Here is a 16542-nt window from a genome sequence, read left to right as displayed (position 1 = left end):
TGAGGTTGTAGATAAGACTGACGAAGTCAGTTACATATATCTACGGCAAGGCGAAGCTGACGCGGTTTGAAGAGATTTTCGAAGAGTATAAAATAACAGTATAGGAGAGGTAGAGAATGGAACGATTAGAAGATTACACTGCTTTTGACTTAGAATTTAATCAGCACGAAGGACAAACACACTTGATTCAGGTATCGGCAGTGCGTTTTAGAGATGGTCAGGAAATCGATGCCTATGATTCCTATGTCCATACTAGTGTGCCTCTAAAGAGTTTTATCAATGGTTTGACAGGGATTACAGCTGAGACCTTAAAAGATGCTCCACCAGTGGAAAAAGTTATCAAAGATTTCCAAGAGTTTGTGGGTTCTTTGCCGATGGTTGGATACAATGCTGCTAAAAGTGATTTGCCTATTCTAGCAGAGCATGATTTAGATTATAGCCAGCAGTATAAGGTGGATTTGTATGATGAAGCTTTTGAACGCCGTAGTTCGGATTTACATGGTATTGCCAATCTCAAATTGCAAACTGTTGCCTCGTTTCTTGGATTTCAAGGCCAGTCTCATAATAGTCTAGAGGATGCTCGGATGACGGCGCGTGTTTACGAGTCCTTTCTAGAGTCGGATCAAGCTAGAGAATTGTTAGAGAAAGAAAGTAGCCTATTAAACAATCCTTTTGGAGGCTTGGACTTGTCTCAATTATTTGACTAGGAGTGCCTATGAAACCTGAAAAACCTAAAAATCTAGGTTTTAGGAAAATCTACTTTAATCTAGATAAAATTCTCTTTCTCTTTTTCTTGATATTCATGATGATTGAGTTTGTCTGGTTACCACTTAATTCTTGGATTGCTGGACTTTTACTCCGTCAGACAGGTTATCTCTTTCTTTCCTACAACAATATTTTCGCTATTATAAAGGGTTCTCCCTTTGTTAGTTTTGCTTTATTTATTCTGGTAATCGTTAATTTACTGATTGCCTATTACCAGATAGGACTTCTCTTTATCGGAGCCCGGCACTTACTCTATCATGAAAAGAGAACTTTGCTGGAGTACAGTCGTAAGGTCTTTCGCCAAAGTTTCTTATTTATGAGACAAGTGACGATTTCCAAAATGGCCTTTATCTTCTTTTATGTCATGATGCTCTTTCCATTGATTCGAAAGATTTTAAAGATTTATTACCTCAATAAAATTGTCATTCCGGAATTCATAGTAGCCTATGTAGAAGACAAGTATTGGCTAGTAGGTATAGTGGTTACTATTCTGGCTTTACTTCTATTTTACATTTCAGTTCGTTTCATGTTTGCCCTACCTCAGCTTTTATTTGAGAAGAAAACAGTCAAAGAAGCAGTCAGATACAGTCTAGAGAAGACAAGAAAGCACTCCTGGTTTTATACTTGGAACTTGCTTTGGATTGTCGTCAAAACCTACCTATTTTTCATTCTTCTCTTGATTCCAATCTTAGCAAGTCAGGTACTGATGGATGGTCTGACCCATAAGGAATCTCTTGTATTAGGAATCATTAATTTTGTCTTGATTAAGAATTTCCACTATATGGCCTTGACTTACTTTCTCATTAAGTTTGTTTCCTTTTTGACAGGGGAGGAACTAGAAATCACTCCAAGGAGAAAGAAAGACCACTGGATGAGATGGGGAGTGATGGGCTGTGCTTGTATCTTTTTTGCTCTTGAGGGTTATGTTTATTTAGAAGCTCCAGTTTCACATAAACCTTTAATTATCTCTCATCGCGGTGTTTCAGATAAAAATGGTGTTCAAAATACCGTCCAATCACTAGAAAAAACCGCTCAGTTATCTCCAGATTTCGTTGAGACAGATGTTCAGGAAACAAAAGATGGCCAGTTTGTCATGATGCATGATGCCAATATCAAGAATCTGACAGGAGTTAATGCCAATCCTCAGGATCTAACTTTGGATGAATTAACTAAACTTGATATTTCTGAAAATGGCTATCATACAAAGGTATCTAGTTTTGATGATTACCTTAACAAAGCCAATGAATTGCATCAAAAACTCCTTATTGAAATTAAAACCAGTCGAAAAGATAGCCCAGATATGATGAAACGATTTATGGAAAAATATGGCACGGTTCTTAAGCAGAATGGTCACCAAATGCAATCTTTAGACTACCATGTGATTGACCAGGTGCTAGCCTACGATTCTCAAATTCCAGTCTATTTCATCCTACCTTATAATAGTATTTTTCCAAGAACCAAGGCTACAGGTTACACCATGGAGTATTCAACTTTAGATGAAAATTTTGTTAACAAGCTTTGGAATACCGATCAAAAATTGTACGTGTGGACCATCAATAGTTCAGAGTCCTTTGATAAATCTGTTCAGCTAGGAGCTGATGGCATGATAACGGATGACTTGGAAATGATTCAAGATCAGGTTACCATTGCCCAAGAAGACCCAGAGTATACGGATTTACTGTTCAAACAGGCTATGGAATTCTTTAATTTTTAGTAAGCAAAAAGAGGAACAGTTGTTCCTCCCATGATAGGCAAGTATTCTCTTGAATGCTTGTTTTTCTTATGCTTAGAATGGCAATTTTCCAGCGAAAGCACCCAGTTTTTTCTTGGTAGTTTCATCGATTTGCTCAAGAGCAGAGTTGATGGCTTGAACGGTCATATCAGAAAGAGTTTCGAGGTCTTCTGGGTCAACGACAGCTGGATTGAAGTCAATGCTGATAACTTTCTTATCTCCAGTTAAGGTTGCTTGGACAAGGTCTTGAGCAGATTTGCCAACAAATTGCATAGCAGCAAGTTCAGCTTGGCTTTGTTCCATCTGTTTTTGAAGTTTTTGTGCTTGACGCATCATGTTTTGCATGTTCATCATGATAATTTACAGTTTCCTTTTACAATTATTTATTTCCTATTTTATCAATTTTGAGGTTAAAAGTCTAATCTTTTTCAGAGTGAATCTAAGAATTGTGCTTAGCAGTGGACAATAAAAGTATATAAAAAACAAAGGATATCATCTTTAAAATTAAATAATGATTGTCCTTTGTTTATTTTTGTTTTAGTTCATTATACCCACTCACCGTCGTAATTGACACGGTAGCCGTCTGGGGTCGTTGTATTGATTGCGAGCGCTCCAGAGCTATAGGCATAGTACCATTTGCCAGCTACTTTCATCCAGCCTGTTTTCATAGCGCCTGAGTCTTGAAGGTAGTACCAGCTACCGTTATCTTTGAGCCAACCAGTCTTCATAGCGCCTGAACCGTCGAGATAGTACCAGCTACCGTCTTTTACCCAGCCTGTTTGCATCCAACCAGAGTTGTCAAAGCGATACCAAGTTCTATTTATTTTTTCCCAGCCGTTACTCGTGTATGAGCCGTCATTATGTTTAAACCACCAACGTCCGTTTGATCGAATCCAACTTCCGAAGTATTGGGAATGATTGACCCAACTTCTTAGTCGATTAAGAAATTCGGCAGGGTCATTGGTCTCATCGTCTAGTTTCTGACTTGAATTTGTATTTGCAGTTTTGGTTTTATGAGTTCCGATAGCCTTCAAGTCTTTGTCAAAAAGATTCGCCTTAGTCGCAAATGCTTGAATCTGAGAAGAATTTGCTTCTGTATATTGAATGGCCTTTCCATAACCACCAGCTAATTCTTCAGAGCCACCAGATGCTGTTCCGAAACTTTGTGCAACGGTAATCCATCCATTTTGAGTGGCAGGGTTTTCAAAGGCTGCAAGCCCCATATAGGTCAGTTTTGGATCAATTAAGGATTTATAGTGTCCAGTTTGACCAGAGACACTTGCCCCACTACGAGATTTGACGTAATCTGCTTTTTCCTCATACCATTGATTAATAGCTGTCATAAATCCGTCATAGTTCCAAGCCAAGTTTTCTGCTAGGGAGAAATTACCTGTAGGCCAAGCGCTCCAAATGTCCTTACTAGACAAGCGTGTGTGATTAATGGTGATAGAAGCTTCTGCTGCACGAACAAAGGCAGTTTTTTCTAGTGCAGTTGACCATTTGATAGGAACATAGCTAGTAACTAGACCTTCATCTGCTGCCTCTTTTCGAATAGTATTGATACGATTTAGAATAGCCTGCTTATCTGGCGTCAAGAAATTTCCTTCAATTCCAACTAAGCTAGTACCGGCAGAAGTACTAGTTACCTCTGAGTTCAAGATATGATAAGACTGATCATTGATTTCTTGAGTGGAAACCAGCCTATCATTAGCGACTACTGATTGTGGTGCAAGCGTTCCAGCTCCTAACAATGAAAGTGCTAGAACTGTAGCAAGTGTAAAGGCTTTAGCTTTTTGGTTCATTTTATCTCCTCCTATTTTTATTATAACATCTCCCTTGTACATAGTAAATCCAAATATAAAGTAGAAACCAGATACACAGATTTTACTTTTTTCAGTGACATAAAAAATAAGATGTATTAGCAGTTTTTGTCATATTTGATTGCATTTAGTGTATAATATAAAGAGAAAGTTATCATAAAAATTCCTTCATCAAGGAAGTCAAAGAACTCAATAACACAGGGATTCCATTCCCCTAGAAAGGTTAAATAAATGAAGTCATATAAGAAATTCACGATTCTTGCTCTGGCTCTTCTTGGATTCACTAGCCAAACAGTTCTAGCTAATGATGCTAGTCATTCTACGAATAACTCTACCGGTAGTTCAGCTACTAGCTCTGCAAATGCTTCTCAAGCAACTACAGAAAACCAGCCAACGACTCCTAGTTCGAGTGAGCAGGAGACAAAGCCAACTCTTCCTACTGAGTCTAAGCTACAAACTGGTTGGGTAAAAGAAGACGGGAAGTGGACTTATTATAGTCAAACGGGTGTCAAATTTACAGATACTCTTTATGAGGGCTATCTATTTGATAAGAATGGTTACTTACTTGAAAATAGCTGGTATCAGATGGCTAACAAGTGGTACTACGCCAATGGCTCAGGAAAATATCTGTCTAACCAATGGATTCAAATCAATGGTAAGTGGTATGCATTTGATCAAAATGGTGCTATGATGGCTAATATCTGGAAGGGAAATTATTACCTGAAATCCAGTGGGGCTATGGCAGATAAAGAATGGGTGTACGATCCTAACTACTCTAGCTGGTTTTATCTCAAGTCAGGTGGACGCTATGCTGAACAGCAATGGATTGGCTTTTACTATCTAAAATCTGGTGGCTATATGGCTCACAAAGAGTGGATTTATGATCAGGATTACAAAGCTTGGTATTATCTTAAAGAAGATGGCGTTTATGTCACTGGAACTTATACTATTAATGGAAGCAGCCATTTTTTCAAAGATAATGGTAAATGGGTTCAAGAACTTCCAAAAGGATTTGAAAAGGGGCACTATAGTAAAACTATCTTCCTAGATCCTGGGCATGGTGGACGTGATTCGGGCGCTTACTATTATGGAATAGCTGAAAAAGATTTGAATCTACAGGTCTCTCGTAAATTACGGAAACGTTTAGAGGAACTTGGATATACAGTTTTAACATCTCGTGATAGTGATGTGGATGTTGACTTTGTGACAGAGCGTTCTCGTATGGTAAATAAGACGAATGCAGACTTCTTTATTAGCATTCATTTTAACGCTACTGGGAATGACACAATACTGAATCTGGGGATACAGACTTATTCTTATAAGGAAGATGCAGGTTACCCGAGCAAGATTAATCAGTACTGGCATAATAATCCAGACCGTATAAGTGAAAGTAATCGTTTGGCAGCTAATCTTCATTCATCTCTCTTGGCTGAGACAGGAGCTAGAGATGCTGGGCTTTTGCAAGCCACCTTCGCTGTTCTTCGTGAGACTGCGAAACCTGCTGTGTTATTAGAATTGGGTTATATGGATAATCCAGAAGAAAACCAACGAATCCGTAGTGATCAATACCAAGATAAGTTAGTTGAAGGCATTATTAAAGGAATTCAAAAATATTACGCTGGAAATTAAGAGACTAGATTAAACTAAGCTTTGGAGATTTTCCTAGGCTTAGTTTTTTGCATTTGTAATGCTATTCATAACATTAAATTTTCTGAAAATTTATTAAAAAATGAGTGAAAATGTGGTATAATGAGACGTAAAATTAATTCAGGTTTCCTGAACCGATAGGAGTAAACAATGAAAAAACTAGGTTTTGTCCTTTTATCTTCAGCCTTGCTATTGACAGCTTGTGCTGTTAGGTTTGAAAAATCAGCAGATACAACTGGTTCATCTAAGGTTACAGCCTTATCTGAAGATAAGTAAAAAATGCTTGATAAGGCCACTGCTGATTACAAAACTTTTGTTCAAGAGCAAATCGATAAGCTATTGACAGATACGGAAGGCTTTATCAAACTGTTGAAAGAAGGTAAGTTAGAAGAAGCTAAGAAGGTTTATCCACTGATTCGTATGTCCTATGAGCGTTCAGAACCGATTGCCGAAAGTTTTGGTGAGTCAGATGTCAAGATTGACTTCCGTTTGGCAGACTATATGGACGAAAACAAGACAGAAGAAGGTTGGTCTGGTTTCCACCGTATCGAGCGTATCCTTTGGGAAGACAATACAACTAAAGGAACTGAAAATTAAGATAAGGAAGAGTAAGATTTGTCTAATAAAAAACTTTGTACTCTAGAAACCATCGTGTGGCTAGCTAGAGTGCAAAGTTTTTTTATTTTCTAGTTAAAATGAAGACTGTATTCTTTATAATCACAAGGATATTAAGAGAGCAGTGGATATTAAAATGATGATTTTGAATTTTTATTATTTTTGCTTTGTAGCAAGGTAACATAGTCACTTTTGGTGTGGAATAAGTGGGAAAGAAAAACAGTTCTTTGGGTTTGATCGATAAAGTAAAGCAAGATATATTGCCCGATAATTTTTCCTCTTGTGGGGTACTTACTATTGATTTTAAGTTCGATTTTTTCATCTGCATCAAAACCAGCTTCAGGAAAGGTTTCTAAACTTTTTAAGCCGTCTAGAATTTTGGCCGCAGTATTTTTAGCAGACTGGGGTGATAAAAGAACAGTAGTAATGTAGTCATGAATACTGTCAATTGCCTGACTCACTTCAGTAGATAGAATCACTTTATAAGCCATATCGTAGCCTCATATCGTCTAGGGAAGTCCCTTGTCCGGATTCGTATTCTCTTAAGGCGCGTTCAGATTGGACTTGTAGTTCCTGAATCAATCGCTCACGGTGTAAATCTTCTGCAGTTTTTATTGGCAAATCCTGTTCGAGTACAATCTGCTCGATAAAAAGACTAATAGCATCCGTCATAGTCATTCCTTTTTCCTTGATGATAGCTCTAGCTTGTTCCATTGATGACTCATTGATTTTAAAATTGTATTGCTTAGTAAGTGATGTAGTCATGGTATATCTCCAATCTATACTATATATAGCTAGTATATATCTTTTATACTTTTTAGGCAAGAAAAAACTTTGTACTCTAGAAACCATTGTGAGGCTAGCTAGAGTGCAAAGTTTTTTGAGTTTGGAACATGAAAACAGCAGTTGATTTCAAGAAACAAAAAAGAACAGCCAAAGCTGTCTTTTTATCATTATTTGAGACCGTATTTTTTGTTGAAACGATCCACGCGTCCATCTGCTTGAGTGAACTTTTGACGTCCAGTGTAGAATGGGTGTGAGTCTGATGAAATTTCCACACGGATCAATGGGTAAGTTTCGCCTTCGAACTCAACTGTTTCGTTAGAGCGTTTTGTTGAACCGCTAAGGAATTGGTAACCAGTAGTTGTGTCCATGAAGACAACTGGGCGATATTCTGGATGGATATCTTTTTTCATTTTGCAATATTTCCTTTCTGCCATGGTCTCTTTGCGAGCCATAGATTGTTACCATACTAGTCTATCAGATTATGAAAAGTTTGGCAAGTATTTTATCAGTTTTTAAGCAAGTTTTTTAACTTTTGGTAGATGATTTCGTTTTCCTCTAGGCTATAGGAATTAGCACCGCTTGCTAGAGGGTGGCCTCCACCATCATGTTCCTTGGCAATTTCATTGATAGGATGGATTTTACTGCGTAAGCGAACACGGTAGTGGCCATCAGCCTGTTCTACAAAAATTCCCCAGAGACTGACGCTGTCAATCCGACCAGGAGCTCCTACAATAGCGGCAGTTTCAGCATCGGTGACATTGAATCGTTTTAAGATTTCCTGACTCAGGATAACGCGAGCAGCACCATTTTCATCCACTTCCAGATGATCGTAGATGTAGCCTTGAAGTTTAGCAATTTTGTAACTCATAGTGTCCATTTTGCGAGTGAGAGCCGCAAAGTCAAAGTTCTGTTCTCTCAGAGAGGCAGCCAGACGGAGGGTCCGTGCAGTGGTAGAAGGGTAGAGGAAGCGACCTGTATCACCAACAATTCCTGCAAAGAGCAACTCAGCAGCGCGATCTGACAAGGCCAGTTGAGTTGTTTGGGCAAATAAGGTAATCATCTCGCTAGCGCTGCTTGAACTAGTATCCACCCAAGATAGGTCACCGTATATATCATCATTTGGATGGTGGTCAATCTTAATGAGAAAATCACCTTGACGATAGCGTTTATCATCAATACGAGCAGTATTCGCCGTATCACAGACGATGACAAGGGCACCTTGGTAGGCACTATCTTCAACAAGATCCATTTCAGCCATCCAAGTAAGAGTTGGTTCATCAAAACCAACTGCCTTGATAGTTTTTGCTGGGAAATGATGTTTGAGAAGAGCTTTCAATCCCACTTGACTTCCCAAGGCATCAGGGTCTGGTTTCATATGACGATGAATGATAATCGTGTCGTATTCTTTGATTTTTTCTAAAATTTGATGGCAAATGTCCATAAATAACCTCAATTCTTTCTCATTTCATTGTAGCACAAGAATTTTTATTTTTAAAATGAAAAAGATGTGATATAATGGAGAAAGATAAATTGAGGAGGACGATATGGCATTAGCAAAAATTGTATTTGCCAGTATGACCGGTAATACCGAAGAAATTGCAGATATTGTAGCAGACAAATTACGTGACTTGGGCTTGGATGTTGATGTTGATGAATGTACAACTGTTGACGCTTCAGACTTCTTGGAAGCAGACATCGCTATCGTTGCGACCTATACTTATGGTGATGGTGAATTGCCAGATGAGATGATGGACTTCTACGAAGACCTAGCAGATCTCAACTTGAATGGCAAAATCTACGGAGTGGTCGGCTCAGGAGATACCTTCTACGATGAATTCTGTAAGGCTGTTGATGACTTTGACCGTGTCTTTGTGTCAACAGGAGCAGAAAAAGGTTCAGAGTGTGTTAAAGTTGATCTTTCTGCCGAGGAAGAAGATATTGAACGCTTGGAACAATTCGCAGAAGAATTGGCTGCTAAAGTAGGATAAGCATAAAAGTGCGCTGATGTAATCAATCAGTGCATTTTTCTTATCGAGAGTTGGGATTTTACTAGCCTATTTGGTGGCTTTTTGATACAATAATTCAAATAAAGGAGGAGACTGTATGGATTTAGATATTATTCGTCAAGAAATTGATCAAATAGATGACCAAATTGTCAAACTGTTAGAAGAAAGAATGCATTTAGTTGAAGGGGTTGTTGCTTATAAGAAGGCTTCGGGTAAACCGATTTTAGATACCAAGAGAGAAGCAGTTATTTTTGAAAAGGTTAGGAGTCGTGTAGAGGACAAGCGCTATCAGGAGACTATTGTAGCGACTTTTTCGGACATACTCAAACGTTCGCGTGATTATCAGGATCAAAACATCAAATGAAAAAAGAACAATTTTATCCGCTAGGAATTTTTCTAGCTGCTATGTTGGGTGGATTGGTTCGCTACCTTGTTTCTACTTGGTTACCAGCCAGTCCAGATTTTCCTTGGGGCACTCTCTTTGTCAACTATCTGGGAATTTTCTGCCTGGTTTATCTTGTTAAGGGATATCTGGTCTATAAGGGAACCAGTAAGGGCTTGGTTTTAGCACTGGGTACAGGTTTTTGTGGTGGTTTGACAACCTTTTCTAGTCTAATGCTTGATGCTGTAAAATTACTGGATACAGGGCGTTATCTTAGTTTGATCATGTATTTGCTTTTGAGTATCGGTGGAGGCCTGATTTTAGCTTACTATTTAGGGAGGAAGAAATGGTAATCGTCTATCTTGCAATTGCTTGTGGTTTAGGAGCTTTAGTGCGCTATTTCTTTTCCCGCTATAATCAAGCATCTAAATTGCCACTCGGAACGCTCATAGCCAATCTTTTGGGTTGTTTTTTAATTGGATTATTCTACAATCATGTGGAGTCCAAGGAAGTCTATGCTATTCTAGCAACTGGATTTTGCGGAGGTTTGACAACTTTTTCGACCTTGAATGATGAACTGCAAAGACTGTTAAGTGATAAGAAGGTCTTTTATTCTTACCTGACTTTGACCTACCTAGGTGGTTTGGTTGCGATTTTTTTAGGAATTCTGCTATAAATTTCTTTACTTTTTTGTGGAAATTTGGTAAACTGTATCTTGTGTGTAATGGACGCACAAAAATACAGTTTATCCGCTGAGGAAGATTCCTCAAGATTGACAAAGATAGGAGAATAAAATGAATCCATTAATCCAAAGCTTGACTGAAGGTCAACTTCGTACAGATATCCCATCATTCCGTCCTGGTGACACTGTTCGTGTACACGCGAAAGTTGTCGAAGGTAACCGTGAACGTATCCAGATTTTTGAAGGTGTTGTTATCGCACGTAAAGGTGCTGGTATCTCAGAAAACTACACAGTTCGTAAAATCTCTAACGGTGTAGGTGTTGAGCGTATCTTCCCAATCCACACTCCACGTGTTGAAAAAATCGAAGTTGTTCGTTACGGTAAAGTACGTCGTGCGAAATTGTACTACTTGCGTGCTCTTCAAGGTAAAGCAGCTCGTATCAAAGAAATCCGTCGTTAATTCGACTAAAAAACTCTGCTCATTTAGCAGAGTTTTTATCTAGCTCCCTTAGTTCAATGGATATAACAACTCCCTCCTAAGGAGTAGTTGCTGGTTCGATTCCGGCAGGGGGCATATAAACTATTGATTTTACTGGGTGTTTGAGGTGTTCTGCCCCAAATTTGCTCCTAAATTACAAGAATTATATAAAGTGTTGACATAGGTTTGATAAGCAACCCCTAGAATTACTTTGACAAATTATCATGAATTATAAAATTTGGAGTACTAATGGTCGATAAAGATTGTTCTTTTGATAAGGTAAAAGTTATCTTAAACGGAACTAGCAATTTTTATATTTCTTCAAATGAAGAATTGAATAAATGCTTAGATCATGTTGTTCAGTTGATTTCGGATTCATATGTTTTATATATAAATAATTCATATACCTCCTCCTCTTTTTTAGCTATTAGTGTGCTAGAAGAGGTTGGAAAAATTCAAATGGGAATATTTATTAAAGGTTCAGATTCCTATGTGAGAAAAGATAAATTAAGAGATCATAAGTCTAAACAAATTGTTGGAGCGAGCTACACTATTTGTATGGGAGAAAGGATTAACAATGTAATTTCTAATGAAAATTTAGAAAAGATATTTCAATTTATTTATTCTGGTGAATTAAAAGATTTAAGAGAAAAAGCAATTTATTGTGATAGAAAAAATAACAATATCGTGACACCAAAAGATTTAATTACTCAAGAACTTGCAAGAAATCTACTTTTATTTGCGATAGAATCATTTGATGATAATCTGGTTGGATGGACAGATTACTCAATCGAGTTATCAAAGAAAACTGATTTATTTTTTGAAATTATTGCTAATTCTAAGATGAAATAGACAAAAAACCGCTCAGCTGAGCGGTTTTCGTCTATTCTATTCTTTCCTTTTACAATACCCACGTACGGATGGCATGGGCAACGCCAGATTCATCATTAGATTTAGTGATGTATTTGGCGATTTTTTTGATTTCTGGATTTCCATTTTCCATGACAACGGGGTTTCCAACGACTTCCAGCATGGCGCGGTCATTTTCTTCGTCACCGATAGCCATGGTTTCATCTTTAGTCAATCCTAGTTTTTCAGCTAGGTGAGTGATAGCTGAACCTTTGTCAACATTCTTTTTAAGGAGTTCGAGGTAGAAAGGAGCGGATTTGTTGATGGAGTAGCGTTCGTAAAATTCTGCTGGAATTTTTTCAATCGCAGCATCGAGAATCTCAGGCTCATCGATGAACATACACTTGACGATTTCCTTGTCAGCCATTTCTTCAGGAGTGCGGTAGAAAATAGGCATGCTGACGAGGGTTGATTCGTGCACCGTGTATTTTCCGATATTGCGATTTGCAGTATAGATACCGTCCTTGGTAATGGCATGCATGTGGACACCGAGCTTGCGACTGAGGAATTCCATATCCAGATAATCCTCATAGGTTAAGGATTCGCTGATAATCTCATGTCCAGTAGCAGTTTCTTGGACAAGGGCACCGTTGAAGGTCACCACATAGTCACCCTCGTCTCTCAACTGCAAGTCGTCCAGAAGTTTGGCAACACCTGCGATAGGGCGGCCAGTTGCAATTACGACTTTGACACCAGCTTCTTTGGCATCTTGGATGGCAGAAAAGACTTCAGGAGTGATTTCCTTTTGGCTGTTAACTAGGGTTCCGTCAATATCGACGGCGATTAGTTTAATACTCATAAATTTCCTCTTCTAGTTTTTATTTGGGGTAAAATGATCGTTCTCAATCAAGTGTAAAAATTGCTGGGTGATACTTGCGAAGATGCTGTTTTGGTCCAACATTTCCTTTGGAAAATAGAAACGATTATCTCCGTGACGACTACCAGCAAGGGATTGGACGATAGGAGATAGGCTAGAGAGTTCGGCCAGTTCTCCATTTTTTTGTAAAATCTCAATCTGTGTTCGTGGATTTTCAGATTCGGGACGATAGATATCATAAGGGAGGTCAAAGTTCTTATGAATGGCAGTATAGTAGTCGGGATCGAATCCGATGTCCTCAACCAATTTTCTCATGCTAGCGAGTTGGTCTTGATCTTCTTGTGAAAAGGTAATGGATTTAAAGACCTTGCGGTTGACAAAGCGTTGCGACAAGTCTGCGAGAATCTTGTCAGGACTGGTCATCCAGAGTTGGAAGTAGGTATTCATCACACCATCATCCAGAGCCAGATAATCAGACAAGGTCACATTTTTTTCAAAGAATGGCAGGAGGTGTGGGGAAGTTCGTGCAAAGAAGTCTTTGTCCTCAGGATAGAGTTCCTTGGCGCGCTTGAGGAGATTCTGTAGGAGAACTTCCATGGCGCGTGTTGCGGGGTGGAAATAAACCTGCATGTACATCTGGTAGCGACTGAGGACGTAGTCTTCGATGGCGTGCATGCCATTACGCTGAAAGGCGATCCCATTTTCTACAGGGCGAATGACTCGGAGGATTCGAGTCAGGTCAAATTCCCCATAGGATGCTCCTGTAAAATAGGAGTCACGCAAGAGATAGTCCATGCGGTCTGCATCAATTTGACTAGAAATGAGTTGCACGACCTGCTTGTTAGGATAGGTATGGTCGATGACACTGGCTACCTTTTCTGGAAAATCTGGCGCCACTTGTAGCAGAACTTGGTGAATCTCTGTCTCAGGACTTTGGATAATCTCCTGAGTAATGGCCTCATGATCTGTATCAAAGAGATGTTCAAAAGTATGGGAGTAAGCACCATGCCCAAGGTCATGTAGGAGAGCAGCGGTCATGGTCAAGAGAGACTCAGCAGGATTCCATTCCTCAGGATATTTTTCTTCAAAAATCTCCGTGATGCGTCGAGCAATCTCATAGACTCCAAGACAATGGGAGAAGCGACTGTGTTCTCCACCGTGGAAGGTATAACTGGAAGTTCCCAGTTGTTTGATACGACGCAAACGCTGAAATTCTTTTGTATTAATCAAGTCGTAGATGATTTGATTATTGACATGGATGTAGTTGTGAACTGGGTCACGGAATACTTTTTCGTTCATATGACCATTATAGCAAAAAGCTAGAGTTTTTGGTAAAATAGTAGAACAAGAGACAAGAAAGAGGACTTGATGTGAAGATTCGGATGCGAAATACGATTCAGTTTGATGAACAGTTAGAAGTGATTGACCAGCTCTATGATGTAGAAGTGCATGAAAAGGGAGATTATAGCTACCTGCTTTTTTATAATGAGGAAAAGGAAAAAGTAGTTATTAAATTTCATGATCAAGAACTGGTGATGAGTCGATTTTCCAATCCCAAGACCATTATGCGCTTTCTAAAAAATAGCGATAGTTTAGCCTATATTCCCACACCTATAGGCATGCAGGAGTTTATCATCCAAACGAGTCGCTATGAAGTGGATGGACAAAAGATTTATTTAGACTATCAATTACAAAATCAAGAGGGACAACCCTTTGCCAGCTATCAATTGGAAATTACTTGGGGCTAGGCTCATGTCTTTTTCAAATTTACCTGGCTATCTTCTCGAATTAGCCTGCTAATGTGGTAGATTAGGCTATTTTTTGGTATAATAAAAGTTATGGAAATTGAAAAAACCAATCGTATGAATGCGCTCTTTGAATTTTATGCGGCGCTTTTGACAGATAAGCAAATGAATTATATCGAACTCTACTACGCTGATGATTATAGCCTTGCTGAGATTGCCGAGGAGTTTGGTGTCAGTCGTCAGGCTGTCTATGACAATATCAAGCGGACAGAAAAGATTCTGGAAGATTATGAGATGAAGTTGCACATGTACTCGGACTACATTGTCCGCAGTCAGATTTTTGATCAGATTTTGGAGCGCTATCCCAAGGATGACTTTCTGCAGGAGCAGATAGAAATTTTAACAAGCATTGATAATAGAGAATAAGAGGAAGAAAAATGGCATTTGAAAGTTTAACAGAACGTTTGCAGAACGTCTTTAAAAATCTACGTAAAAAAGGAAAAATCTCTGAATCTGATGTCCAAGAGGCAACCAAAGAAATTCGCTTGGCCTTGCTTGAGGCCGACGTTGCCTTGCCCGTTGTAAAGGACTTTATCAAGAAAGTTCGTGAGCGTGCAGTCGGGCATGAGGTCATTGATACCCTTAATCCTGCGCAACAGATTATTAAAATCGTTGATGAGGAACTGACAACCGTTTTAGGTTCTGATACAGCAGAAATTATCAAGTCACCTAAGATTCCGACGATTATCATGATGGTCGGTTTGCAGGGGGCTGGTAAAACAACTTTTGCTGGTAAATTGGCCAATAAACTCAAGAAAGAAGAAAATGCTCGTCCTTTGATGATTGCGGCGGATATTTATCGTCCTGCTGCCATTGACCAGCTTAAGACCTTGGGGCAACAGATTGATGTGCCTGTTTTTGCACTTGGGACAGAGGTTCCAGCTGTGGAGATTGTTCGTCAAGGTTTGGATCAAGCCCAAGCCAATCACAACGATTATGTCTTGATTGATACGGCGGGTCGTTTGCAGATTGATGAACTTTTGATGAATGAGCTTCGTGATGTAAAAGCATTGGCTCAACCAAATGAAATTTTGCTCGTGGTTGATGCCATGATTGGTCAAGAAGCGGCCAATGTTGCGCGTGAGTTTAATGCTCAGTTGGAAGTGACTGGGGTCATCCTTACCAAGATTGATGGTGATACTCGTGGTGGTGCGGCTCTATCTGTTCGACACATTACTGGAAAACCAATCAAGTTCACTGGTACAGGTGAAAAGATTACGGACATCGAAACCTTCCACCCAGACCGTATGTCTAGCCGTATCCTTGGTATGGGGGATATGCTTACGTTGATTGAGAAAGCTTCTCAGGAATACGATGAGCAAAAAGCCCTTGAAATGGCTGAGAAGATGCGTGAAAACACTTTTGATTTCAATGATTTCATTGATCAGTTGGATCAGGTGCAAAACATGGGACCGATGGAAGACTTGCTCAAGATGATTCCAGGTATGGCTAACAACCCAGCACTTCAAAACATGAAGGTGGATGAGCGTCAGATTGCGCGCAAACGTGCTATTGTGTCTTCAATGACACCTGAAGAACGTGAAAATCCAGATTTGTTAAATCCAAGCCGTCGCCGTCGTATCGCTGCTGGTTCTGGAAATACATTTGTCGAAGTCAATAAATTCATCAAGGACTTTAACCAGGCTAAACAGCTCATGCAGGGTGTCATGTCTGGGGATATGAACAAAATGATGAAGCAAATGGGAATCAATCCAAACAACCTTCCTAAAAATATGCCAAATATGGGAGGAATGGATATGTCTGCCCTTGAAGGAATGATGGGACAAGGTGGGATGCCTGACTTGTCAGCTCTCGGAGGAGCAGGAATGCCAGATATGAGTCAGATGTTTGGTGGCGGACTCAAAGGTAAAATCGGTGAATTTGCCATGAAACAGTCTATGAAACGTATGGCTAACAAAATGAAAAAAGCGAAGAAGAAACGTAAGTAAGACAAAGGAAGGCCGCAGGGCTTTCCTTTTTTACAAAGAAGAAAAATGAGCACTTCCGTAATTGGAAATGCTCGTTTTTTTGATGTGTTTAGACCCTTATACTCAATGAAAATCAAAGAGCAAACTAGGAAGCTAGCCGCAGGTTGCTC

General features: G+C 39.2%; 21 protein-coding genes, 1 tRNA gene and 1 pseudogene. 15 read left to right on the top strand and 8 right to left on the bottom strand.

What is annotated here, in order from left to right; genetic code table 11:
- Positions 1 to 116 precede the first annotated feature (116 nt).
- Positions 117 to 707: a 3'-5' exonuclease gene (locus ADI58_RS04430; protein ID WP_049521610.1), complete on the top strand. Its 591-nt coding sequence runs from the start codon at positions 117 to 119 to the stop codon at positions 705 to 707.
- An 8-nt stretch (positions 708 to 715) separates the two neighbouring features.
- Positions 716 to 2479: a glycerophosphoryl diester phosphodiesterase membrane domain-containing protein gene (locus tag ADI58_RS04425; protein ID WP_049521609.1), complete on the top strand. Its 1764-nt coding sequence runs from the start codon at positions 716 to 718 to the stop codon at positions 2477 to 2479.
- Positions 2480 to 2551: 72 nt separating this feature from the next.
- Here the strand turns inward: ADI58_RS04425 and ADI58_RS04420 are convergent, their stop codons facing one another.
- Both ADI58_RS04420 and ADI58_RS04415 read right to left on the bottom strand, forming a co-directional pair.
- Positions 2552 to 2851 (bottom strand): YbaB/EbfC family nucleoid-associated protein, encoded by a 300-nt coding sequence (locus ADI58_RS04420; protein WP_042900806.1) that lies wholly within the window; start codon positions 2849 to 2851, stop codon positions 2552 to 2554.
- A gap of 191 nt (positions 2852 to 3042) precedes the next feature.
- A complete protein-coding gene (locus tag ADI58_RS04415) occupies positions 3043 to 4299 on the bottom strand; it encodes an N-acetylmuramoyl-L-alanine amidase family protein (RefSeq protein ID WP_049521608.1) in 1257 nt (418 codons plus the stop codon).
- Between the two features lie 249 nt (positions 4300 to 4548).
- Here ADI58_RS04415 and ADI58_RS04410 point away from each other — a divergent pair, with 249 nt between their 5' ends.
- The 3 genes and pseudogenes from ADI58_RS04410 to ADI58_RS04405 form a co-directional block, all read left to right on the top strand.
- Positions 4549 to 5946, top strand: a complete 1398-nt coding sequence (locus ADI58_RS04410; RefSeq protein ID WP_049521607.1) for an N-acetylmuramoyl-L-alanine amidase — start codon at positions 4549 to 4551, stop codon at positions 5944 to 5946.
- A gap of 168 nt (positions 5947 to 6114) precedes the next feature.
- The gene (locus ADI58_RS11700; RefSeq protein WP_414716717.1) at positions 6115 to 6240 is read left to right on the top strand and encodes a hypothetical protein; all 126 of its coding nucleotides are present in this window, start codon (positions 6115 to 6117) and stop codon (positions 6238 to 6240) included.
- A pseudogene (locus ADI58_RS04405) lies at positions 6241 to 6558 on the top strand (imelysin family protein); the annotation flags it as partial. It abuts the gene before it with no gap.
- A 152-nt stretch (positions 6559 to 6710) separates the two neighbouring features.
- Here the strand turns inward: ADI58_RS04405 and ADI58_RS04400 are convergent.
- From ADI58_RS04400 to ADI58_RS04385, 4 genes are all read right to left on the bottom strand, one after another.
- The gene (locus ADI58_RS04400; protein ID WP_049521605.1) at positions 6711 to 7070 is read right to left on the bottom strand and encodes a type II toxin-antitoxin system RelE/ParE family toxin; all 360 of its coding nucleotides are present in this window, start codon (positions 7068 to 7070) and stop codon (positions 6711 to 6713) included.
- Complete coding sequence (gene relB / locus ADI58_RS04395; RefSeq protein WP_049521604.1) at positions 7060 to 7344, bottom strand: type II toxin-antitoxin system RelB/ParD family antitoxin; 285 nt, start codon at positions 7342 to 7344, stop codon at positions 7060 to 7062. Before relB ends, ADI58_RS04400 begins: the two co-directional genes overlap by 11 nt.
- 188 nt (positions 7345 to 7532) lie before the next feature.
- Positions 7533 to 7775: a type B 50S ribosomal protein L31 gene (locus tag ADI58_RS04390; RefSeq protein ID WP_000710764.1), complete on the bottom strand. Its 243-nt coding sequence runs from the start codon at positions 7773 to 7775 to the stop codon at positions 7533 to 7535.
- A 95-nt stretch (positions 7776 to 7870) separates the two neighbouring features.
- Entirely contained in the window at positions 7871 to 8806 is a 936-nt protein-coding gene (locus tag ADI58_RS04385) for a DHH family phosphoesterase (RefSeq protein ID WP_049521603.1), read from the bottom strand.
- 103 nt (positions 8807 to 8909) lie between these two features.
- Here ADI58_RS04385 and ADI58_RS04380 point away from each other — a divergent pair, with 103 nt between their 5' ends.
- From ADI58_RS04380 to ADI58_RS04350, 7 genes are all read left to right on the top strand, one after another.
- Positions 8910 to 9353 (top strand): flavodoxin, encoded by a 444-nt coding sequence (locus ADI58_RS04380; protein ID WP_001162128.1) that lies wholly within the window; start codon positions 8910 to 8912, stop codon positions 9351 to 9353.
- 115 nt (positions 9354 to 9468) lie between these two features.
- Positions 9469 to 9735: a chorismate mutase gene (locus tag ADI58_RS04375; protein WP_000362435.1), complete on the top strand. Its 267-nt coding sequence runs from the start codon at positions 9469 to 9471 to the stop codon at positions 9733 to 9735.
- A complete protein-coding gene (gene crcB / locus ADI58_RS04370; RefSeq protein WP_049521602.1) occupies positions 9732 to 10106 on the top strand; it encodes a fluoride efflux transporter CrcB in 375 nt (124 codons plus the stop codon). Before ADI58_RS04375 ends, crcB (ADI58_RS04370) begins: the two co-directional genes overlap by 4 nt.
- Entirely contained in the window at positions 10100 to 10429 is a 330-nt protein-coding gene (gene crcB, locus ADI58_RS04365; protein WP_049521601.1) for a fluoride efflux transporter CrcB, read from the top strand. Before crcB (ADI58_RS04370) ends, crcB (ADI58_RS04365) begins: the two co-directional genes overlap by 7 nt.
- Positions 10430 to 10547: 118 nt before the next feature.
- Complete coding sequence (gene rplS / locus ADI58_RS04360; protein WP_001068669.1) at positions 10548 to 10895, top strand: 50S ribosomal protein L19; 348 nt, start codon at positions 10548 to 10550, stop codon at positions 10893 to 10895.
- Positions 10896 to 10937: 42 nt separating this feature from the next.
- Positions 10938 to 11009, top strand: a tRNA-Arg gene (locus tag ADI58_RS04355).
- Positions 11010 to 11162: 153 nt separating this feature from the next.
- Complete coding sequence (locus ADI58_RS04350; RefSeq protein WP_049521600.1) at positions 11163 to 11765, top strand: AbiV family abortive infection protein; 603 nt, start codon at positions 11163 to 11165, stop codon at positions 11763 to 11765.
- Between the two features lie 49 nt (positions 11766 to 11814).
- Here ADI58_RS04350 and yidA read toward each other — a convergent pair whose 3' ends face one another.
- Positions 11815 to 12621 (bottom strand): sugar-phosphatase, encoded by an 807-nt coding sequence (gene yidA / locus ADI58_RS04345; RefSeq protein WP_049521599.1) that lies wholly within the window; start codon positions 12619 to 12621, stop codon positions 11815 to 11817.
- A 12-nt stretch (positions 12622 to 12633) separates the two neighbouring features.
- Positions 12634 to 13938: an HD domain-containing protein gene (locus ADI58_RS04340; RefSeq protein WP_045607053.1), complete on the bottom strand. Its 1305-nt coding sequence runs from the start codon at positions 13936 to 13938 to the stop codon at positions 12634 to 12636.
- 71 nt (positions 13939 to 14009) lie between these two features.
- Here ADI58_RS04340 and ADI58_RS04335 point away from each other — a divergent pair, with 71 nt between their 5' ends.
- From ADI58_RS04335 to ffh, 3 genes are all read left to right on the top strand, one after another.
- Entirely contained in the window at positions 14010 to 14387 is a 378-nt protein-coding gene (locus ADI58_RS04335) for a YwiB family protein (RefSeq protein ID WP_080982462.1), read from the top strand.
- Between the two features lie 90 nt (positions 14388 to 14477).
- Positions 14478 to 14810 (top strand): putative DNA-binding protein, encoded by a 333-nt coding sequence (locus ADI58_RS04330; protein WP_000402066.1) that lies wholly within the window; start codon positions 14478 to 14480, stop codon positions 14808 to 14810.
- An 11-nt stretch (positions 14811 to 14821) separates the two neighbouring features.
- A complete protein-coding gene (gene ffh / locus ADI58_RS04325) occupies positions 14822 to 16393 on the top strand; it encodes a signal recognition particle protein (RefSeq protein WP_049521597.1) in 1572 nt (523 codons plus the stop codon).
- The last annotated feature ends 149 nt before the right edge of the window (positions 16394 to 16542 follow it).

This window comes from Streptococcus mitis (assembly GCF_001074635.1).
GTDB lineage: Bacteria > Bacillota > Bacilli > Lactobacillales > Streptococcaceae > Streptococcus > Streptococcus mitis_E.
Note: the sequence above shows the minus strand (reverse complement) of the source record. Positions and strands in the feature narration are given on the sequence as shown.